The following is a 19,217-nucleotide window of genomic DNA, read 5'->3' on the forward strand; positions in this document are numbered from 1 at the left end:
CGGCTTCATGCAAGGCAACGCAGTGGGGATTGCTGAGCCTGGTTCCATGGCGGCCTGTCCGCGCGGCCATGGCCGCGGCGGAGATGCTTCGGGCGTGGTATCGGATCGACAAGGTCACAGAAACAATGAGGGGCCGGGCGCTGCTGCAGCGTCCGGCGGCCGCGCATGCGCGGTGGAGTGGATTGGAATGGGCAGTGCAGTCGGGACACGTACGGATGGAAGTGGCATGAAGTGGCTCGGCTCGGGGATGCAGGCCCGTTTCCTGCTCGCGATGGGCGGGGCGATGCTGGTGGTGGTGGCGATCCTGGCGGTGTTGCTGGGCCGCCAGGCGACAATGCAGAGCGAGGTGAAGAGCCTCAGCGGCGGCGTCATCCATGAACTGTTCGACCGCAGCGTGCGCAGCCGCGGCGAGGCGTTGGCGCGCGAGCTGTCCGATTCGCTGGCCAACCCGCTCTATTACAACGACCTGGGCCAGGTGGGCGCGCTGGTGCGCTCGACCTCGCGGCAGCAGGTGGTGCGCTACGTGCTGGTGTTCGACGGCAAGGGCCGGCTGGTGCATGACGGCTCGGTCGGCGTGCCCGGCTTCGGCAAGCCGATGACCGACCCGCTGGCCGCGGCGGCGACCGCCGCGCAGGGCCTGGTGGTACAGCAGTCGGCCACCGTGCTCGACAACACCATGCCGATCATGGTCGGCAAGCAGCGCATCGGCGGCGTCCGCGTGGGCATGGCGCTGGATGAAGTGCGGGAGCGCGAACTGGCCGCCAACGCCACCCTCGGCGAGCGCCTGCAGCAGGTCGGCAGCCGCCACCTGGGCTGGCTGCTGCTGATGCTGGGCCTGCTGGTGGTGATCGGGGTGGTTGTCATCCTGTACGTGCAACGCACCCTGGTGGCGCCGATCCGGGACCTGGCCGCCGCCGCGCGCCGCATCGAGGCCGGTGACTACCAGGCACCGCTGCGGGAAAACACCCGTGACGACGAGGTCGGCGAGCTGGTGCGCGGGTTTGCCCGCATGCGCGATGCGATTGCCCGCCACGACCGCGAAGTGCGGCACATGGCCTACACCGATGCGCTGACCGGGCTGACCAACCGCCTCGCGTTCCGTGAGGCGCTGGACCACCGGCTGATGGCCGCGCGGGCATCCAAGCACCGGCTGGGCCTGCTGTTTGCCGACATCGATGATTTCAAGCGGGTCAACGACACGCTGGGCCACGAGGCGGGCGACGAGGCGCTGCTGCAGTTCGCCCAGCGCATCGGCCATGCCGTGGCCGAGGCGGGCGGCGACGACGCGCTGCTGGCGCGTTTCGGTGGCGATGAGTTCGTCATCCTGGTCGGCGATGGCGACGTGGCTGCCAATGCCCGGCTGCTGGCCGAAGTGCTGGTGCGCGAGCTGGGCAAGCCGCTGGTGGTGCAGGGCAGGGAGCTGTTCCTGGGCACCTCGATCGGCGTGACGCTGTACCCGGACGATGCCGCCGACGCCACCACGCTGCTGAAGAACGGCGACATCGCCATGTACCAGGCGAAGATGGCCGGCAAGAACTGCTACCGCTACTACAGCCGGGCGATGGACCACGCGGTCGAGCGCCGCGTGCACATGGAGCAGGAGCTGCGCGGTGCCTGGGAGCGCGGCGAGCTGCGCCTGGCCTACCAGCCGATCTTCCGCATGCGCGACCGCCGCCTGGTGGGCGTGGAAGTGCTGCTGCGCTGGCAGCACCCGACCCTGGGCACGATCCCGCCGTCGGTGTTCATCGAAGTGGCCGAGCAGAGTGGCCTGATCGAGGTGATCGGCCCGAAGGTGCTGCGTGCGGCCTGCATGGAGGCCTCGCAGTGGCCGCGTGGCGCAGCCGGCGACGAACTGTTCGTGTCCGTGAACGTGTCGCCGCGCCAGCTGCGTGGCGGCGAACTGCCGGCGCTGGTCGCGCAGTGCCTGCACGAATCGGGGCTGCCGTCCTCGCGCCTGCACCTGGAATTGACCGAAACCGCGGTGATCGGTGACGAGATGCTGGCCGCGCAGCTGCTGGACAAGCTGCACCGCACCGGCGTGAAGGTCTGGCTGGATGACTTCGGCACCGGCTTCTCCGGCCTCAGTCACCTGCGCCAGGTGCCGGTGGACGGCGTGAAGATCGACAAGAGCTTCGTGGCCGACATGCAGCGCGACCCGGACGACCTGGCGCTGACCACGGCCATCATCGCCATGGCCCATGCGCTGGGCATCACCGTGGTGGCCGAGGGCATCGAGCAGGAAGCGCAGTTCGAACTGCTGGCCCAGCGCGGCTGCGACCTGGGGCAGGGCTACTGGCTGAGCCACCCGGTCACCGCCACCGAAGTGGTGCGGATGATCGATTCGGGCCTCTGACACCCATCCACGCATGGCGTGGATCTACTGGTTACACGGGGCGCTTGCTGGGGTCGCCGGGCAGTTTGCGCACCGGGCCAGAGCGCCGCAGTAGAGCCACGCCATGCGTGGCTGCTTCGGCCAGGAAGCCCATCCACGCATGGCGTGGATCTACTGGTTACACGGGGCGCTTGCTGGGGTCGCCGGGCAGTTTGCGCACCAGGCCAGAGCGCCGCAGTAGAGCCACGCCATGCGTGGCTGCTTCGGCCAGGAAGCCCATCCACGCATGGCGTGGATCTACTGGTTACACGGGGCGCTTGCTGGGGTCGTCGGGCAGTTTGCGCACCGGGCCAGAGCGCCGCAGTAGAGCCACGCCATGCGTGGCTGCTTCGGCCAGGAAGCCCATCCACGCATGGCGTGGATCTACTGGTTACACCGGGCGCTTGCTGGGGTCGCCGGGCAGCTCGCGCACCAGCTTCGGGATCAGATAGCCGGACAGGCGCGCGGTCAGGCCGGCGATCAGGGCCTTGGCCTGGGTGTCGTCCACTTCGAAGTGGGCCACGCCCTCGACCTTGTCCAGCTGGTGCAGGTAATACGGCAGCACGCCTGCGGCGAAGCTGCGCTCGCTCAGGTCCTGCAGCGCCTGCACGCTGTCGTTGACCCCGCGCAGCAGCACGGCCTGGTTCAGCAGCTGTGCGCCAAGGCCGCGCAGGCGTGCCATCGCGGCATCCACGCTGGCATCGAATTCGTTGGCATGGTTGGCATGCACCACGATGGCCAGCGGCCACGGCAGGCTGCCCAGCCAGGCCAGCAGCTCCTCGTCCACCCGCTCGGGCAGCACGATCGGCAGGCGGGTGTGGATGCGCAGGCGGCGGATGTGCGGTATCTGGCGCAGGGCGTCGGTCAGCTCGGCCAGCTTGTGCGTGGCCAGCGACAGCGGATCGCCGCCGGACAGGATCACCTCGTCGATGTCCGGATCGGCCGCAATGGCCGCCACGGCCTCCTGCCAGCCACCCTTGGCGGCGTTTTCCGCGCCGTAGTCGAAGTGGCGGCGGAAGCAGTAGCGGCAGTTGATCGCGCAGCTGCCGGTGGCCACCAGCAGGGCCCGGCCGCGGTACTTCTGGATGACCCCGGTGGCCTTCTTCGCCGCGCCATCGCCCACCGCGTCGAAGCTGAACCCGGGCGCCGGACGCATTTCCTCGTCGATCGGCAGCACCTGGCGCAGCAGCGGGTCGGCGGCATCGCCGGGGCGCATGCGCGCCACGAAGCCTTCCGGCACGCGCAGGGCGAACTGGGCCATGGCCGCCTCCGAGACCCCCAGCGCCGCCGGGTCCAGCTGCAGCCGGGCCAGCAGGGCGTGCGGGTCGCGCAGCGCCTGGCGCCAGAGCTGCTGCCAGCGCGCGGGCGCGCCTGGCGACTGGGGCCGGGGGAAGGCGGAAAGCTGCATGGAGAGGGGGCCTGCGGTTATCATGGGGGCATAAACAGTTGCCCACCGGGGTTCCGGTGGGTTTTCCATTCTACCGGCTCGCCGCACGCGCGGCGGTTTCGCCATTTGAGGAGCTTGAGCATGGCCACTGCGGGCATGAACGATGTCAAGAACGGGATGAAGATCCTGGTCAACAATGAACCGGCCGTCATCTCCGAGACCGAGTTCATCAAGCCGGGCAAGGGCCAGGCTTTCACCCGCGTGCGCTATCGCTTCATCCGCTCGGGCCGCACCGTGGAAATGACCATGAAGGCCACCGATGACGTGGAAGTGGCCGACGTTGTCGATACCAACATGGATTACATGTACAGCGACGGCGAGTACTGGCACTTCATGGACCCGGAAACCTTCGAGCAGGTGCAGGCCGACAAGGCCGGCATGGGCGGCGCCGAGAAGTGGCTGAAGGGCGAAGAGTCCTGCATCGTCACCCTGTTCAACGGTTCGCCGATCTTCGTGCAGCCGCCGAACTTCGTCGAACTGAAGATCACCGAGACCGATCCGGGCGTCCGTGGCGACACCTCGGGCGGCGGCGGCAAGCCGGCCACCCTGGAAACCGGCGCCGTGGTCCGCGTGCCGCTGTTCGTCAACCAGGATGAAATCGTCAAGGTTGATACCCGCTCGGGCGAATACTCCGCGCGCGTCAAGTAATCCGGCGCAGCCGGATTACCTGTAGAGCCGAGCCATGCTCGGCTTTCCGGGCACCGCCCGGAACCCGTTGCCGGCGCCCATGGCGCCGCAACGGACAGCCGCCGGGCATGGCCCGGCGCTACCGCCTCCCGCCAGGCCCTTCTCCAATAGCCAGTGAGCCCGCATGAGCGATAGCCCGCACCTCCCCGAAGCCTGCGACCTGCTCATCGAAGCCGGTTATGTCGTTCCGATCGAGCCGCATGCGGTGGTGCTGGAAGATCATGCCGTCGCCGTGCGTGGCAGCGAAATCGTCGCCATCCTGCCGCGAGCCGAGGCCCGCGCGCGTTTCCGCGCCACCCAGGTGGTCAGCCGCCCCGATGCGGCGCTGATGCCCGGCCTGGTCAACGCGCACACGCACAACCCGATGACCCTGCTGCGCGGCGTCGCCGACGACCTGCCGCTGATGACCTGGCTGCAGCAGCACATCTGGCCGGTGGAAGCGGCGGTGATCGGCCCTGAATTCGTCGCCGACGGCACCACCCTGGCCATCGCCGAGATGCTGCGCGGCGGCACCACCTGCGCCAACGAGAACTACTTCTTCGGCGACGTGCAGGCTGCGGTCTACAAGAAGCACGGTTTCCGCGCGCTGGTCGGTGCGGTCATCATCGATTTCCCCACCGCCTGGGCCAAGACCGACGACGAGTACTTCGCCAAGGCCGGTGAACTGCACGATCAGTGGCGCACCGATCCGCTGATCGGCACCGCGTTCGCGCCGCATGCGCCGTACACGGTCAACGATGCCAACTTCGAGCGGGTGCGGATGCTGTCCGACCAGCTCGACATGCAGGTGCACCTGCACACCCACGAGACCGCGCAGGAGATCAACGATTCGATCAAGCTGCACGGCCAGCGCCCGCTGGCGCGGCTGGATCGCCTCGGCCTGGTCAACGACCGCCTGATCGCGGTGCACATGACCCAGCTGACCGACGCCGAAATCCACCTCTGCGCCGAGCGTGGCGTCAGCGTGGTGCATTGCCCGGAATCGAACCTGAAGCTCGCCTCCGGTTTCTGCCCGGCCTGCGCCCTGCAGCGCGCCGGCGTGAACCTGGCCATCGGCACCGACGGCTGCGCAAGCAACAACGACCTGGACATGTTCAGCGAGAACCGTACCGCAGCGATCCTGGCCAAGGCCGTGGCCGACGATGCCACCGCGCTGGACGCGGCCACCACGCTGCGCGCCTCCACCCTGGGCGGTGCGCGCGCGCTGGGCTTCGGCGAACGCATCGGCTCGATCGAAGTCGGCAAGCAGGCCGACCTGGTCTGCGTCGACCTGTCCGCGCTGGAAACCCAGCCGCTGCACAACGTGCTGTCGCAGCTGGTGTACGCCACCGGCCGCCAGCAGGTCAGCGATGTCTGGATTGCCGGCAAGCCCAAGCTGGTGCAGCGCGAGCTGGTCGGCATGGACCTGCCGGGCATCATCGCCAATGCGCGCCAGTGGCGCGAGCGCATCCGTCATATCCGCGCCTGAACCCCGGCGCTGCAAGGACTTTCTCATGACTGCCCCCCACGCTTCCTCCAATTTCGATCAGGCCGAGCTGGACAAGTTCGCCGCGCTGGCCAACCGCTGGTGGGACGCTGATGGCCCGCAGAAGCCGCTGCATGCGCTGAACCCGGTGCGCCTGAAGTACGTGGCTGACCGCGTGCAGTTGCGCGGTGCGCGCGTGCTCGACATCGGCTGCGGTGGTGGCCTGCTGAGCGAAGCACTGGCCCAGGCCGGCGCCGACGTCACCGCGATCGACCTCGCCCCGGAGCTGGTCAAGGTGGCGCGCCTGCATGCGCTGGAAAGCGGCGCCAACGTCGATTACCGGGTGCAGGCCGCCGAGGACCTGGCCGCCGAGCAGCCGGGCAGCTTCGACGTGGTCACCTGCATGGAAATGCTCGAGCACGTGCCCGATCCGGGCGCGATCATCGAGGCCTGCAAGCGCCTGCTGAAGCCCGGTGGCCACCTGTTCCTGTCGACCATCAACCGCACCGCTGCCGCGTTCGCAGTGGCGATTGTCGGCGCCGAGTACGTGGCACGGCTGCTGCCCAAGGGCACCCACCACTACCAGGAATTCATCAAGCCGGCCGAGCTGGCACGCTGGCTGCGCGAGGCCGATGTGCAGCTGGTGGATGTGAGCGGCATGGCCTATGAGCCGTGGCGCAACCATGCCCGCCTGAGCAGCCGCACCGACATCAACTACCTGGCCTACGCGGTCAAGCCTGCATGACCACGGCCAGCTTCCCGCGGGCGGTGCTGTTCGACCTGGACGGCACGCTGCTGGACAGTGCGCCGGATTTCGTCGCCACCTGCAATGCGATGCTGGCCGAGCGCGGGCGTGCGCCGATCGACCCGGCGCAGCTGCGCCCGGTGGTGTCCAAGGGCTCGCGTGCGATGTTGACCGCCGCCTTCCCGGATCTGGACGCGGCCGAGCGCGATGCCCTGATTCCCGAGTTCCTGCAGCGCTATGAAGCGCTGATCGGCCAGCACGCGGTGCTGTTCGACGGCGTGGCCGGCATGCTCGCCGCGCTGGATGCCGCAGGTACCGTGTGGGGCATCGTCACCAACAAGCCGGAATACCTGGCGCGCCTGATCCTGCCGCAGCAGGGCTGGCAGCAGCGCTGCGCGGTGCTGGTGGGCGGTGACAGCCTGGCCGAGCGCAAGCCGCATCCGCTGCCGCTGCTGCATGCCGCGCAGGCGATCGGCATCGCCGCCGAAGACTGCGTGTACGTGGGCGACGACGAGCGCGACATCATCGCCGCACGCGCGGCGGCCATGCCTTCGGTGGCAGCGCTGTGGGGTTACCGCCTGCACAGCGACGATCCGCTGGCCTGGCAGGCCGACGTGCTGGTGGAAAACGCCGAACTTCTGCAACTGGCCAGTCTCTGGCCGACCCGGCCGGCAGCCCCGGCCCAGCCGTAAGGAATGACGTAGTGAGCAGTACCGCGCTGGACAGTTTCCTCGACAAGTGGCGCAGCCGTTGGCCGGAATGGTCGGTGGCCGCCCCGTTCGTGGCCGAATCGCAACGCGAGCTCGCGGTGGCGTGGTTTGCGCTGCTGCAGGAGTTCGACGACATGCTCAACACCAGCGGCGACCCGCTGCCGGCCGACGCCAAGCTGGCGTGGTGGGGCGAGGAGCTGCGCAGCTGGGCGGGGCAGCGTTCGCGCCATCCGCTGGGCCGCCTGCTGGAGCCGGTGCGTGCGCCGTGGGCGCAGCTGGCCGGGACGCTGCCGGACCTGGTCGAGGCGCGCACGGTTGCCCTCGATGCCGCCAGCGCCGAGCGCGCGCTGGCCAACTACGCCGAAGCGGTTGCCGCCGTGGAAGCGGTGCTGTTCAACGACGCGCCGCGCAAGGGCGCCGGCCGTGCAGTGCAGCTGCAGACCCTGGCCCAGCGCCTGCAGGATGCCGGCGTGGCCGGTGTGCCGCGCAGCCTGCTGGACCAGGACGCCAGCACCGCCGCGCAGCGGTGGGCACAGGCTCTGTTGAAGGGCTGGGGCACCCGCGTACCCGGTCCGCGCGCGCGCCGCGTCTGGGCCAGCCTGGCCCGCGCCCGCGTGGCCGCACAGGCGGCCGGCAAGCCGATTGAAGCGACCCCCGTACGCACGCTGCTGCGCGTGTGGTGGGCCGCACGCGGTTGATGCGGCTGCCGCTGCGCTCGCCGGGCATGGCCCGGCGCTACCGGGCGCGGTAATCGGGTAGCGCCGGGCCATGCCCGGCGGATGCCCTCAGAACGTCCTGACCTCGTTCATCGCCGCGCGCAATGCCTCGCGGTCGAGCGCCATTCCGCTGCGTGCTTCCACCGCATCGACGATGCCCAGCCACGCGGTGTAGATCTGCTCGCGTTCCTCGGTTTCGATGAAGCCGCTGCGACGATCCAGCGCGTTGAAGCCTTCGGTGTAGGTGCGTCCCACCTGCGCCAGCGCCTCCGTCACGGCCGCTGCGTCGCCGCTTGCCGAGGCCAGCTTCAGCGCCTCGCTGCAGGCCTTGCGATACAGCGTGGCCGCCGCCTTCGCCTGCGCGCTGCTGACCTGCGCGCTGTCGTCCCAATCACGAAACGGATTGTCGAGGTTGGCAGCCAGCCAGTCCGGCGTGCGCAGCTGGGTGACAGCGAGGTCCAGGCCACCGGCGACCTCGCGCTTGTAGGCCTTCCTGATTGCGGCGCCAAGTGCAGCCGGCACGCTGCCCAGCCACAGCCGGCACAGCCGCGGCCAGCAGCCGGGTGCAGGAAACACCGCATCCTCCGGCGGGAACACGTCGCTGGCACTGAGGGTATGCAGCTGCTGCAGTTCGCCCAGCCGCTGCAGGCCGTGCAGCACGGCGGGCGCGCCGGTGACATGCAGCGCACGCAGCTGCGGGAAGCGTTCGGTGATGCGCCCACCATCAAGTTCGCGCACGTCGCGCAGCTGCAGCGCACCCAGCGCCGCCAGGCCGGACCAGCGCAGCGTGGCATCGGTACTGATGAGCGTCAGCCAGCGGCCATCATCCTCGCCTTCGATGACCAGGCCGGGCGTGATCGTGCCGTGCAGGGTCAGCCGGGACAGGCCGTGGTTGAGGTGCAGGTGGTGCAGGCCGGTGGCATCGATGCTGGCCTGGACCAGGCCGGTGCCGCGCAGGTCCAGCGTGGTGTCCTGCGTGTGGCTGATATCCAGCGTGTGGATCAGCGGCCGCGTGCGCAGCCACGGCAGCAGGCCGGGCACCGGCTCGCCGATGTCCAGCCGGGTGAGCAGGGGCAAGGCATCGAACAGGTGCAATGACGGGGCCAGGTTCATGGCCGCGCCATGGAGGCGGGTGGCACAGCGGCGCACCGGGTGGTCGCCGTGTTCCAGCAGTACCGTGCGGTCCTCGGCGGTGGCGGCGCGCTTGAAAGCCTGCGTGGCGGCTGCATCCAGTGCATCCCAGTGGCGCTGGCGTTCGATTTCCGATCCATCGGGCCAGCTGCCGAACCGGTTCGGCGCGGCGTCGATCAGGGGCGCGCGCCAGCCCACGCGCTGGAAGTCGCGCGGCACCTGCTTGCCCACCCCGAGGTGGTGCAGCGCGTTGTCCTGTTGCAGGTAGTTGAAGCGCGCCGGCTGCATGGCCGCCACGGCGTCCGGGTCGGGCAGCGTGGCGCCGGTCCAGTCCAGGGTCAGCACGGCCAGGCTGCCGTCGCGCGCATCCTGGTGGGTCAGCTGGTAGGCGACGAACGCCTGCAGGCGTTCGTTGTGGACGACATGGATATCACCCGGAGCGGGCATGCAACATTCCTCCGTTTCCTTGTCCGCCGGGCATGGCCCGGCGCTACCGTGCGCGGTGATCGGGTAGCGCCGGGCCATGCCCGGCGACGACAGGCACGTGTTATTTGCGCTCCAGCACCAGCAACGGATCGATGCGGGTGTCGAACCAGTTCATGCCCCAGTGCAGGTGTGGGCCGGTGGCACGGCCGGTGGCGCCGACAGCGGCGATCACCTGGCCCTGGGTCACCCGGTCGCCGACCTTCACGTCGATGCGCGACAGGTGCAGGAAGTTCGAGCTGACGCCGTAGCCATGGTCGATCAGCAGGGTGCCGCCGGTGAGGTACAGGTCCGGGCCAGCGAACGTCACCACGCCGGCCGCCGGTGCCTTCACCGGGGTGCCGGTGGGCACGGCGATGTCCATGCCCGAATGACCGGCGCCGGGTTGGCCGTTGTACACGCGCGCATTGCCGAAGCGACCGCTGATGCGGCCCTGCACCGGCCAGATGAAGGTCTGGGTGAAATCGGTACGGTCGTCATCGCGGGCGCGCGCGGCGGTCACCTGCGCCTGTTCGCGCTTGATCCGCTCGGCAATCGCCGGTGGCGGATTGACCGTCTTCGGCGGCACGCCGTTGACGCGCTCGGTCGGCCAGTCGCGCGCGGTCACGGTGATGGTGGCCGTCTCGCTGCCACCGTCGGGGCGCTGCACCTGTACCTGCAGCGGACCCTTCTCATCGCGGCCGATGCCGAACACCACGCTGCCGTAGCTGCTCACCCGCAACTGCCGGCCGGCGTACTGCACGCGGCTGCCGGCGGGCACCTTGCCGATCACCAGCGCGCCCTGCGAAGCGCTGGCCGGGAACACCACGCGGCTGTCGATCAGGCTGCCGATGCCATCCTGCGCCTGCGCCTGGGGTGCGGTGAGCAGGGGCGCGGCCAGCAGCAGCGCCCCGATCATCAGTGCCGAACGCATCAGCGGTCGTAGGTCATGCGCTGGCCGGCGGGTTCGCCCACCAGCTTGCTGCCGTCCCACACCCGCTGGCCGTTGACCCAGGTGGAGGCCACGCGCGAACGGAAGGTGGTGCCTTCGAACGGCGACCAGCCGCACTTGGACAGCACGTCCTCGCGCTTGACGGTGAACGGCACGTCTTCCACCAGCACCAGGTCGGCGAAGTAGCCCTCGCGCAGGAAGCCGCGCTCTTCCACATCGAACAGCTGCGCCGGGGCGTGGGCGAACTTCTGCACCACCTGTTCGCGGGTCAGCTTGCCTTCGTGCACGCGCTCCAGCGCGGCCACCAGCGCGTACTGCACCAGCGGCAGGCCCGACGGTGCCTGCGCATACGGCTTCTGCTTCTCTTCCCAGGTGTGCGGGGCGTGGTCGGTGGCCAGCACGTCCAGCACGTCATCGGCCAGCGCGGCGGTGATCGCCTCGCGGTCGGACACTTCCTTGATGGCCGGGTTGCACTTGATCAGGTTGCCCTTGGTCGCGTAATCCGGGCGGGCGAAGTGCAGGAAGTGCACGCAGGTTTCGGCGGTGATCTGCTTGCGGCTGCCGTCGGCGCGGATCAGCGGACCCTTCTCGAACAGCGCCAGCTCGTCGGCGGTGGAGATGTGCAGCACGTGCAGGCGGGTGCCGTGCTTGCGCGCCAGCGACATGGCCAGGCGGGTCGACTTGATGCAGGCCTCGCGCGAACGGATGTCCGGGTGCATGTCCGGGGTCAGCGCGTCGCCGTACTTTTCCTGGAAGGCCTTGAGGTTGGCATCGATCATCGGCGTGTCTTCGCAGTGCGTGATGATCGGCGTGGGGCATTCGCGGAAGATCGCATCCAGCGTCTCCGGGTTGTCCACCAGCATGTTGCCGGTGGAGGCACCCATGAACACCTTCACGCCCGGTGCCTTCTTCGGGTCGAGCGCGCGGATCGCTTCCAGGTTGTCATTGCTGGCGCCGTGGTAGAAGCCGTAGTTGGCCCAGGCGCGGCCGCGTGCCAGCTCGTACTTGGCTTCCAGGATGGTTGAATCCAGGGTGGGCGGGTTGGTGTTGGGCATGTCCATGAAGCTGGTCAGGCCACCGGCCACGGCGGCCGCCGATTCGCTGGCGATGTCGCCCTTGTGGGTCAGGCCCGGCTCGCGGAAGTGCACCTGGTCATCGATCATGCCGGGCAGCAGCCAGCGCCCGGCTGCGTCCACCACCTGTTCTCCGTCGCGCGGCGCCAGGCCACTGCCGATCTGCGCGATGCGGCCGTTCTCGATGCGCAGGTCGCCGTCGAAGGTGCGGCCTTCGTTGACCATGCGGGCATTGGTGATGAGGGTGGAGGACATGTCAGTGTTTTCCTGTGCAACGGCAAGAGGGGGCGTTGGGCGATTCGGGCACCGGATCGAAGCCGCCGGGGTGGAACGGATGGCAGCGGCCGAGGCGGCGCGCGGCCAGCCAGCTGCCACGCAGTGGGCCATGCAGCGCGATGGCGTCCATTGCGTATTCAGAACAGCTGGGCACAAAACGGCAGCGCGGCCCCAGCAGGGGGCTGATGAAGCGCTTGTAGAAGCGCAGCAGGGCAATGAGCAGGCGCGAGATCACCCAGTCATCTTATGCCAGTTGGCATGAAGCCCGCATTTGTGCAGGATGGGCCGTTGGTCGCATGTCGCCCATGGCCTGCGACCGGTACCGGCACCGTGAGGTGCCGGCCAGGTTCCGTACCGCGCAAGGCGGCCCAGTTCGTCGGACCGTCGCTTTGGACCGCTGGCTCCAGGACTGAATGGAGCAGGCCCCCAAGGTTGCTGCTGCGGGTCGGGTAGGCTATAAAGGCCCGCTTTCCCGGGCCCCGGGGAATCCAAGGAAGAGCGTTTCGTGGCTGCTAAAAAAACTGCAAAGAAGGCCGTCGAGGCCGCCAAGAAAACCGCCAAGCCTGTTGTGAAGAAGTTGGCGGCCAAGCCTGTTGCCAAGAAGCCGGCCAGCAAGGCGGCCCCCAAGGCAGCATCCTCACAACCGGCGGCCAGGAAGGCCACCGCAACGAAAACGCCGGCCAAGGCCAGCAAGCCTGCGGCGAAGAAGGCCGCAGCGCCGGCCAAGACCAAGCCAGCGGCCGCCAGCAAGAAGGCGCCGGTGGCAAAGAAGGCTGCCAGCAAGGCTGCACCGGTCAAGAAGGCCGTGGCCAAGCCGGCACCGAAGAAGGCCGCCGCCAAGCCCGCACCGAAGCCGGTGGCAAAGAAGGCCGCGGCCAAGCCGGCAGCCAAGCCGGCGGTGAAGAAGGGTGCAACGGCTAAACCCGCCGCCACGCCTGCCGCTGTAAAGAAGGTAACCAAGAATGTCGCCAAGCCGGCTGCCAAGCCGGCCCCGGCCCCGGTAGTGAAAACCGCACCGAAGCCCGCCGCCAAGGCAGCTCCGGCCAAGTCTGTCCCGGCCAAGACCGCGGCAGTGGCAGCAGCCCAACCGGCCCCCAAGCCGGCCCCGGCCGCCACCCCTGCAGCATCGACGGCCCCGCAATCCAAGAATCCCGTGCCCGTTTCGAAATCGCCTGCCAAGACCGCTGTGAAAACTGCCGTGAAACCAGATCCCGCTCCGAAGACCGTGTCGCGCCCCGTGGGCAAGGTTGCCGTGGCTGTGACCGCCCGTTCGGCGGCGCCGGCCCCGCGCAGCAAGTACAAGGTCGTCGAATACAAGACCGACGAGGCCACCGGCCGCCCGATCCTGCCGACCGGCTACAAGCCCGGCTCGGACGAGGAGTACATGAGCCCGCTGCAGCAGGAATACTTCCGCCAGCGCCTGCAGAACTGGCGCGCCGACCTGGTGGAAGAGTCCAAGCAGACCATCGAGAACCTGCGTGAGGAAGTGCGTGACATCGGCGATGAAGCCGAGCGTGCGACCCGCGAGACCGAGAACTCGCTGGAACTGCGTACCCGTGACCGCTACCGCAAGCTGATCGGCAAGATCGACAGCACCCTGAAGCGCCTGGAAGCCGGCGACTACGGTTACTGCGTGGACACCGGTGAGGAAATCGGCCTGGAGCGCCTCGAAGCGCGCCTGACCGCCGAGCGCACCATCGACGCCCAGGAGCGTTGGGAGCACCTGCAGAAGCAGCAGGGCGACTGATTCCAGTTCGTTGTCTGGTCATGCGAAAAACCCGGCCTCGGCCGGGTTTTTTGTTGGGTGCCTGGATGGCTCCTGTAGAGCCGAGCCGATGCTCGGCTGCTTTTCAGCTCTTCATGGGCCAGCCGAGCGTGGGCTCGGCACTACAAAGAAGCCAGCCGAGCATGGGCTCGGCTCTACAGGTTCATTGCAGGTCGCGCAGGTTCAACTTCCGCAGCGTCGGGTTCTTCCACGCCGTGATCCCGGCCACGCTCAACACGGCAAACCCGCCCAGCACCACCGCCGGCACCAGGCCCAGCAGTTTCGCCATCGTGCCGGCGTAGAACGCGCCCAGCTCGTTGGACGAGCTGATGAAGATGCCGTTGATGGACGACACCCGCCCGCGCATTTCCTCCGGCGTGGCCAGCTGCAGGATGGTCGAGCGCACCACCACCGAGACGCCGTCGAAGGCGCCGTAGAACAGCAGGATCAGCGCCGACAGCCAGAAGTGCTGGGACAGGCCGAAGCTGACCACGCACAGGCCGAAACCGGCCACAGCGAACAGCAGCACGCGGCCGGCATTCTTCTGCAGCGGGTGGCGGGCCAGCCACAGGCCCACCGCGATCGAACCCAGCGCCGGCGCCGCGCGCAGGATGCCCAGGCCCTCGGGGCCGTAGTGCAGGATCTCCTGCAGGAAGGCCGGCAGCATCGCCACCACGCCGCCCAGCAGCACCGAGAACATGTCCAGTGCCATCGCACCAACCATGATCCGGTTGCCGACCACGAAGCGGGCGCCCTCGGCGATGCTCTTGAAGATCGGCGCGGCCGGGCCGTCGTGCACCGGCTCGCTCACCTTCAGCGTGGCCAGGCAGCCCATCGCCACCACGGCGAAGGCGGTGGCCACGCCATAGGACAGGCCCTTGCCGCCCCAGCCGACCAGGATGCCGCCCAGCGCCGGGCCCACCACCATGCCCGACTGGAACACCACGCTGCCCAGGCCGGCGCCGCGGGCGAACTGGCTGCGCTCGAGCACGCGGGCAAACAGCGCGTTGTAGATGGGCGACAGGAACGCGCGCACCATGCCGGTCAGCGCGATGGCGGCGTAGATCGGCCACACGCCCTGGAACGGCAGCCAGCCGGTGGCCACGCCGGTCAGCACCACGGCGGTGGCGACCAGGCCGGCGCAGGCGACCATGCCCAGCCGGCGGCGCGGCAGGTGGTCCACCAGGTAGCCGGCAAACGGCGCCACGCAGAAGAACGGCAGCACCTCGGCCAGGCCGACCAGGCCCAGCGAGAACGGATTGCGGGTGACTTCGTAGATGTGCCAGCCGACGGTGACGGCCACCACCTGGTAGGACAGCATCGCGAAGATGCGGTACGCCAGCAGCTTGGCAAAGCCCGGCCGGCCCAGCAGGGCCAGCGCGCCTTCGTCCCCGGTGGCGGCGGCGGTCACGGCTGTTCGCGCTGCAGCTGGGCCTGCGCGGTCTCGCGGATGAAGGCCAGCATCGCCGCCACGCCGTTGCTGCGGGTAGGCGACAGGTGGCGGGCCAGGCCGATGTCCTGGATGTAGCTCGGTTCGGTGTCCAGGATCTCCTGCGCCGAACGCCCGGAATACACGCGCAGGGCCAGGAAGATCAGGCCGGAGACAATGGCCGAATCACTGATGGCGTGGAAGCGCAGCGACTGCGCGTTGCCTTCGGGCACGATCCAGACCATCGACTGGCAGCCCAGCAGGCGGTGCTCTTCGGTTTTCCAGGCGTCGGCGAAGGCCGGCAGCTTGCGGCCCAGGTCGATCAGATACTGGTAGCGCTCGGACCAGTCGCCGAAGAAGGCAAATTCCTCGGCGATGGCGGCCTGGGCCTCGGCGGCGGTGGGTTCAAGCGGGAACGGGGAGTCGGTCACAACGGTCTCTACAGTGGGGGCGTGGCCGGAGGCGCCAGCCACGGGGCAGGGCGGGTCAGGCGCGCTTGCGCACCCAGCGCACGCCCTGCGGGGTGTCTTCCAGGACGATGCCTTCGGCGGCCAGCTGGTCGCGGATGGCGTCGGAGCGGGCGAAATCACGGGCCTGCTTGGCGGCGGCACGCTCGTCGATCAGGGCCTGGATGCGTGCATCGTCGTCGCCTTCGCTGGCGGCGGTGCCGAACCACTGCGCCGGGTCCGCCTGCAGCAGGCCCAGCGCCAGGCCGGCACCGAGCAGCTCGCCCTTCAGGCGCGTGCGCTCGGCAGGATCGGTCGCGCGGCGCGCCTCGCCGGCGATGCGGGCCACTTCGGCCAGCGCCTGCGGGGTGTTCAGATCGTCGTCCAGGGTCGCCTCGACGGCGGCCGGGATCGCCGCCGTGGCGGTCACATCGGCCAGGTCGCGCAGGGTGCCGTACAGGCGGTCCAGGGTGCGCGCGGACTGTTCGATCAGCGCGTCGGACCAGTCCAGCGGCTGCCGGTAGTGGGCCGAGAGCAGGGCCAGGCGCAGCGCCTCGGGCGGATGCTGGCGCACCAGGTCATGCACGCGCTCGATGTTGCCCAGCGACTTGCTCATCTTGGCGCCGCCGAAGTTGAGCATGCCGTTGTGCATCCAGAACCGGGCGAAGATCCTGCCGCCATGGGCGCACTCGCTCTGCGCGATCTCGTTTTCGTGGTGCGGGAACTGCAGGTCCACGCCACCGGCATGGATGTCGATGGTCTCGCCCAGGTGGGCGGCGGCCATCGCCGAGCATTCGATGTGCCAGCCGGGGCGGCCACGGCCCCACGGCGATTCCCAGCCGGGCAGGTCGTCACTGGAGGGCTTCCACAGCACGAAATCGCCGGCATCGCGCTTGTACGGGGCCACCTCGACGCGGGCACCGGCCAGCATTTCCTCAGGATCGCGGCGCGACAGCTTGCCGTAGCCATCGAAGCTGGCCACCGCGAACAGCACGTGGCCCTCGGCGGCGTAGGCGTGCCCGTTGGCGATGAGCTGCTCGATCATGGTGATGATCTGCGGCATGTGCGCGGTCACTTCCGGCTCGATGTCCGGCGGCACCACGCCCAGCGCGGCCATGTCTTCACGGTAGGCGGCGGCGAACCTGTCGGTGATGGTGCTGATCGGCACGCCCTGCTCGCGCGCGGCGTTGTTGATCTTGTCGTCCACGTCGGTGATGTTGCGCGCGTAGCGCAGGCCACCGAAACGCCGCCGCAGCAGGTCGGCCAGGACCCCGAACACCACCGGGCCGCGGGCATTGCCGATGTGCACGTAGTTGTAGACCGTCGGGCCGCACACATACAGGGTCGGACAGGCCGGGTCGATCGGGGTGAACGGTTCGAGCTGGCGAGTCAGGTTGTTGTGCAGGCGCAGGGTCATGGGGCTGTGGCTGGGGGACAAGCCTGTGATTTTAGAACGTGTCGGGCCCCAATGGGGGATGGCCGGCGGCGGCCGGGCGGGGCAGGGGGGCCGCCGAGGGGTGGGCAGGAGCGGCGCGGACGGGTAATGTTCAGCCCCTCGCGGTCGTCACTGCCTACACTATCGCCGTGCCCTTTCTTCCATCGCCAATGAAATCCACCGCGTTGCTCACCCTGGCCTGCCTGTCGGCGGCGCCGGTCGTGGCCCAGGCCCAGGAGGCCGAGCCGCGCAACCGGGTGGTGATCGTGGAGAACGTGAAGTTCGACTACGCCCAGGTGCTGAACGTCGAGCCGGTCTTCCAGACCCTGCGCGCGACCCGCACCGAGGAGCACTGCGAGCCGGTCTCGACCCGCACCCTGGCCCCGGTCAACGTGACCGGCGAGGAGCCGGTGGAGGAGAAGGGGCGGATCGGTCGCTTCTGGGACTCGGTGCGCTCGATGTTCAAGCACAGCGACGAGGAGGCCGCCCAGGAGGTGGTCGCCGAGAATCCGGCCCCGGCCCCGGCCAACAATGGCCCCATGCTGACCCGCGACTGCAAGATCGTGCCGGTCGGCCGCGAGTTCCGCCGGCCCATCGCCTATGACGTTGACTACGTCTACAAGGGCACCAAATACCGTTCGCGGCTGCCGGAAGACCCCGGCAACCGGTTGAAGATCCGGGTCTCGGTCACCCCCTGGGTGGGCCCGGAGCAGGCTGCGGCCAGTTCCCCCTGACCGCCTGGGGCCATGCGCTGCCGGCAGCGTGGGGTCTTGCGCCCACCCCGCCCCCATGCAAAGATAATCGACCATGAAGCTCACCGACTTCCAGCACGACAGCAGCGCCGCCCGCCAGGCCACTGGCATGACGTCGCGTGCCCGTCGACCGGAACCCCACATCCTCGCTGGGTAACCGGAGCTTTCTGCTGTTCGTCCGATGAAAACCCAGCCTCCCGGCTGGGTTTTTTCGTTTCCGCGCTTCAAAAATGCATGTTCCGAAAGCTTCATCTGCAACTTTTTCGTCCCACCCTGTTCCCTGTTCTCCCTTCCACCGCGCCGCACCCCCGGCGCCGCCACGCAAGGAAAGATGATGTCCCCCAAGCACTTCCTGAACACCCAGGACTGGAGCCGCAGCGATCTTGACGCGCTGCTGACCCAGGCCGCGCTGTTCAAGCGCAACAAGCTCGGCGACCAGCTCAAGGGCAAGTCGATCGCGCTGGTGTTCTTCAACCCGTCCATGCGCACCCGCACCAGCTTCGAACTGGGCGCGTTCCAGCTCGGTGCCCACGCGGTGGTGCTGCAGCCGGGCAAGGATGCGTGGCCGATCGAGTTCAACCTCGGCACGGTGATGGATGGCGACACGGAAGAGCACATCGCGGAAGTGGCCAAGGTGCTGGGACGTTACTGCGACATCATCGCCGTGCGTGCGTTCCCCAAGTTCATCGACTGGGCCTACGACCGCCAGGACATCGTCCTCAACAGCTTCGCCAAGTACTCGCCGGTGCCGGTCATCAACATGGAGACCATCACCCACCCGTGCCAGGAACTGGCCCACGTGATGGCGCTGCAGGAGCACTTCGGTACCCAGGACCTGCGCGGCAAGAAGTACGTGCTGACCTGGACCTACCACCCCAAGCCGCTGAACACCGCCGTGGCCAATTCGGCGCTGACCATCGCCACCCGCATGGGCATGGACGTGACCCTGCTGTGCCCGACCGCCGACTACATCCTCGACGACCGCTACATGGGCTGGGCCGAGCAGAACGTGGCCGAAAGCGGTGGTTCGCTGAAGATCAGCCATGACATCGACAGCGCCTACGCCGGCGCCGACGTCGTCTACGCCAAGAGCTGGGGCGCGCTGCCGTTCTTCGGCAACTGGGAACCGGAAAAGCCGATCCGCGACCAGTTCAAGCACTTCATCGTCGACGAACGCAAGATGGCGCTGACCAACAACGGCGTGTTCAGCCACTGCCTGCCGCTGCGCCGCAACGTCAAGGCCACCGACGGCGTGATGGATTCGCCGCAGTGCATCGCCATCAACGAAGCCGAGAACCGACTGCACGTGCAGAAGGCGATCATGGCGGCGGTTGCCGGGCGCTAGGTCAAACAAA

General features: G+C 68.5%; 17 protein-coding genes. 9 read left to right on the forward strand and 8 right to left on the reverse strand.

All coding sequences use genetic code 11. The features are described from left to right. Positions 1 to 226 precede the first annotated feature (226 nt). Positions 227 to 2,353 carry a GGDEF domain-containing protein gene (locus QMZ26_RS16605; protein WP_283222095.1) on the forward strand — a complete coding sequence of 709 codons (2,127 nt, stop codon included), beginning with the start codon at positions 227 to 229 and terminating at the stop codon, positions 2,351 to 2,353. 409 nt (positions 2,354 to 2,762) lie between these two features. On the opposite strand, the gene epmB is transcribed toward QMZ26_RS16605, so the two are convergent. Beyond that, the gene (gene epmB / locus QMZ26_RS16610) at positions 2,763 to 3,779 is read right to left on the reverse strand and encodes an EF-P beta-lysylation protein EpmB (RefSeq protein ID WP_283222096.1); all 1,017 of its coding nucleotides are present in this window, start codon (positions 3,777 to 3,779) and stop codon (positions 2,763 to 2,765) included. A 120-nt stretch (positions 3,780 to 3,899) separates the two neighbouring features. Between epmB and efp the strand changes: the two genes are divergently transcribed. The 5 genes from efp to QMZ26_RS16635 all read left to right on the forward strand — a co-directional run bounded on the left by efp (position 3,900) and on the right by QMZ26_RS16635 (position 8,123). Beyond that, on the forward strand, positions 3,900 to 4,466 hold the full coding sequence (gene efp / locus QMZ26_RS16615) for an elongation factor P (protein ID WP_079222535.1): 567 nt from the start codon (positions 3,900 to 3,902) through the stop codon (positions 4,464 to 4,466). A gap of 163 nt (positions 4,467 to 4,629) precedes the next feature. Further along, positions 4,630 to 5,973 carry a TRZ/ATZ family hydrolase gene (locus QMZ26_RS16620; RefSeq protein ID WP_108747050.1) on the forward strand — a complete coding sequence of 448 codons (1,344 nt, stop codon included), beginning with the start codon at positions 4,630 to 4,632 and terminating at the stop codon, positions 5,971 to 5,973. A gap of 25 nt (positions 5,974 to 5,998) precedes the next feature. Further along, positions 5,999 to 6,715: a bifunctional 2-polyprenyl-6-hydroxyphenol methylase/3-demethylubiquinol 3-O-methyltransferase UbiG gene (gene ubiG, locus QMZ26_RS16625; protein WP_283222097.1), complete on the forward strand. Its 717-nt coding sequence runs from the start codon at positions 5,999 to 6,001 to the stop codon at positions 6,713 to 6,715. Continuing rightward, positions 6,712 to 7,407: a phosphoglycolate phosphatase gene (locus tag QMZ26_RS16630; protein WP_108758195.1), complete on the forward strand. Its 696-nt coding sequence runs from the start codon at positions 6,712 to 6,714 to the stop codon at positions 7,405 to 7,407. The genes ubiG and QMZ26_RS16630 overlap by 4 nt, the downstream gene beginning before the upstream one ends. Positions 7,408 to 7,418: 11 nt before the next feature. Continuing rightward, positions 7,419 to 8,123, forward strand: coding sequence for a phytoene/squalene synthase family protein (locus QMZ26_RS16635; RefSeq protein ID WP_283222098.1), 705 nt, complete (start codon positions 7,419 to 7,421; stop codon positions 8,121 to 8,123). Positions 8,124 to 8,210: 87 nt separating this feature from the next. Here QMZ26_RS16635 and QMZ26_RS16640 read toward each other — a convergent pair whose 3' ends face one another. From QMZ26_RS16640 to yidD, 4 genes are all read right to left on the reverse strand, one after another. Then, a complete protein-coding gene (locus tag QMZ26_RS16640) occupies positions 8,211 to 9,719 on the reverse strand; it encodes a hypothetical protein (RefSeq protein ID WP_283222099.1) in 1,509 nt (502 codons plus the stop codon). A 100-nt stretch (positions 9,720 to 9,819) separates the two neighbouring features. Beyond that, entirely contained in the window at positions 9,820 to 10,668 is an 849-nt protein-coding gene (locus QMZ26_RS16645) for a M23 family metallopeptidase (protein ID WP_079222528.1), read from the reverse strand. Then, positions 10,668 to 12,014, reverse strand: coding sequence for a dihydroorotase (locus QMZ26_RS16650; RefSeq protein WP_110712924.1), 1,347 nt, complete (start codon positions 12,012 to 12,014; stop codon positions 10,668 to 10,670). Before QMZ26_RS16650 ends, QMZ26_RS16645 begins: the two co-directional genes overlap by 1 nt. 1 nt (position 12,015) lies before the next feature. Then, positions 12,016 to 12,270, reverse strand: a complete 255-nt coding sequence (gene yidD, locus QMZ26_RS16655; protein ID WP_200734450.1) for a membrane protein insertion efficiency factor YidD — start codon at positions 12,268 to 12,270, stop codon at positions 12,016 to 12,018. A gap of 270 nt (positions 12,271 to 12,540) precedes the next feature. On the opposite strand from yidD, the gene dksA reads away from it, so the two are divergent. Then, positions 12,541 to 13,782 carry an RNA polymerase-binding protein DksA gene (gene dksA, locus QMZ26_RS16660; protein WP_283222100.1) on the forward strand — a complete coding sequence of 414 codons (1,242 nt, stop codon included), beginning with the start codon at positions 12,541 to 12,543 and terminating at the stop codon, positions 13,780 to 13,782. 181 nt (positions 13,783 to 13,963) lie between these two features. Here dksA and QMZ26_RS16665 read toward each other — a convergent pair whose 3' ends face one another. From QMZ26_RS16665 to cysS, 3 genes are read right to left on the reverse strand one after another with little or no spacing between them, the layout of a single operon-like run. Next, complete coding sequence (locus tag QMZ26_RS16665) at positions 13,964 to 15,211, reverse strand: MFS transporter (protein ID WP_108758198.1); 1,248 nt, start codon at positions 15,209 to 15,211, stop codon at positions 13,964 to 13,966. Then, positions 15,208 to 15,660 carry a SufE family protein gene (locus tag QMZ26_RS16670; protein WP_079222523.1) on the reverse strand — a complete coding sequence of 151 codons (453 nt, stop codon included), beginning with the start codon at positions 15,658 to 15,660 and terminating at the stop codon, positions 15,208 to 15,210. The genes QMZ26_RS16665 and QMZ26_RS16670 overlap by 4 nt, the downstream gene beginning before the upstream one ends. A 55-nt stretch (positions 15,661 to 15,715) precedes the next feature. Beyond that, a complete protein-coding gene (gene cysS / locus QMZ26_RS16675; RefSeq protein ID WP_200734447.1) occupies positions 15,716 to 17,092 on the reverse strand; it encodes a cysteine--tRNA ligase in 1,377 nt (458 codons plus the stop codon). Between the two features lie 188 nt (positions 17,093 to 17,280). Here cysS and QMZ26_RS16680 point away from each other — a divergent pair, with 188 nt between their 5' ends. Both QMZ26_RS16680 and QMZ26_RS16685 read left to right on the forward strand, forming a co-directional pair. Further along, positions 17,281 to 17,844 carry a hypothetical protein gene (locus QMZ26_RS16680; RefSeq protein WP_283222101.1) on the forward strand — a complete coding sequence of 188 codons (564 nt, stop codon included), beginning with the start codon at positions 17,281 to 17,283 and terminating at the stop codon, positions 17,842 to 17,844. 352 nt (positions 17,845 to 18,196) lie between these two features. After that, positions 18,197 to 19,207, forward strand: a complete 1,011-nt coding sequence (locus QMZ26_RS16685) for an N-acetylornithine carbamoyltransferase (protein ID WP_053443310.1) — start codon at positions 18,197 to 18,199, stop codon at positions 19,205 to 19,207. Positions 19,208 to 19,217: the final 10 nt, after the last annotated feature.

Source organism: Stenotrophomonas sp. PFBMAA-4 (assembly GCF_030053215.1).
GTDB lineage: Bacteria > Pseudomonadota > Gammaproteobacteria > Xanthomonadales > Xanthomonadaceae > Stenotrophomonas.

Bases quoted from the DNA above. Each gene is read 5' to 3' on its own strand.
- QMZ26_RS16640 (WP_283222099.1), bottom strand. From the start codon at position 9,719: ATGCCCGCTCCGGGTGATATCCATGTCGTCCACAACGAACGCCTGCAG.
- QMZ26_RS16620 (WP_108747050.1), top strand. From the start codon at position 4,630: ATGAGCGATAGCCCGCACCTCCCCGAAGCCTGCGACCTGCTCATCGAA.
- ubiG (WP_283222097.1), top strand. From the start codon at position 5,999: ATGACTGCCCCCCACGCTTCCTCCAATTTCGATCAGGCCGAGCTGGAC.
- QMZ26_RS16680 (WP_283222101.1), top strand. From the start codon at position 17,281: ATGAAATCCACCGCGTTGCTCACCCTGGCCTGCCTGTCGGCGGCGCCG.
- QMZ26_RS16630 (WP_108758195.1), top strand. From the start codon at position 6,712: ATGACCACGGCCAGCTTCCCGCGGGCGGTGCTGTTCGACCTGGACGGC.
- QMZ26_RS16650 (WP_110712924.1), bottom strand. From the start codon at position 12,014: ATGTCCTCCACCCTCATCACCAATGCCCGCATGGTCAACGAAGGCCGC.
- QMZ26_RS16685 (WP_053443310.1), top strand. From the start codon at position 18,197: ATGTCCCCCAAGCACTTCCTGAACACCCAGGACTGGAGCCGCAGCGAT.
- epmB (WP_283222096.1), bottom strand. From the start codon at position 3,779: ATGCAGCTTTCCGCCTTCCCCCGGCCCCAGTCGCCAGGCGCGCCCGCG.
- QMZ26_RS16605 (WP_283222095.1), top strand. From the start codon at position 227: ATGAAGTGGCTCGGCTCGGGGATGCAGGCCCGTTTCCTGCTCGCGATG.
- efp (WP_079222535.1), top strand. From the start codon at position 3,900: ATGGCCACTGCGGGCATGAACGATGTCAAGAACGGGATGAAGATCCTG.
- cysS (WP_200734447.1), bottom strand. From the start codon at position 17,092: ATGACCCTGCGCCTGCACAACAACCTGACTCGCCAGCTCGAACCGTTC.
- QMZ26_RS16645 (WP_079222528.1), bottom strand. From the start codon at position 10,668: ATGCGTTCGGCACTGATGATCGGGGCGCTGCTGCTGGCCGCGCCCCTG.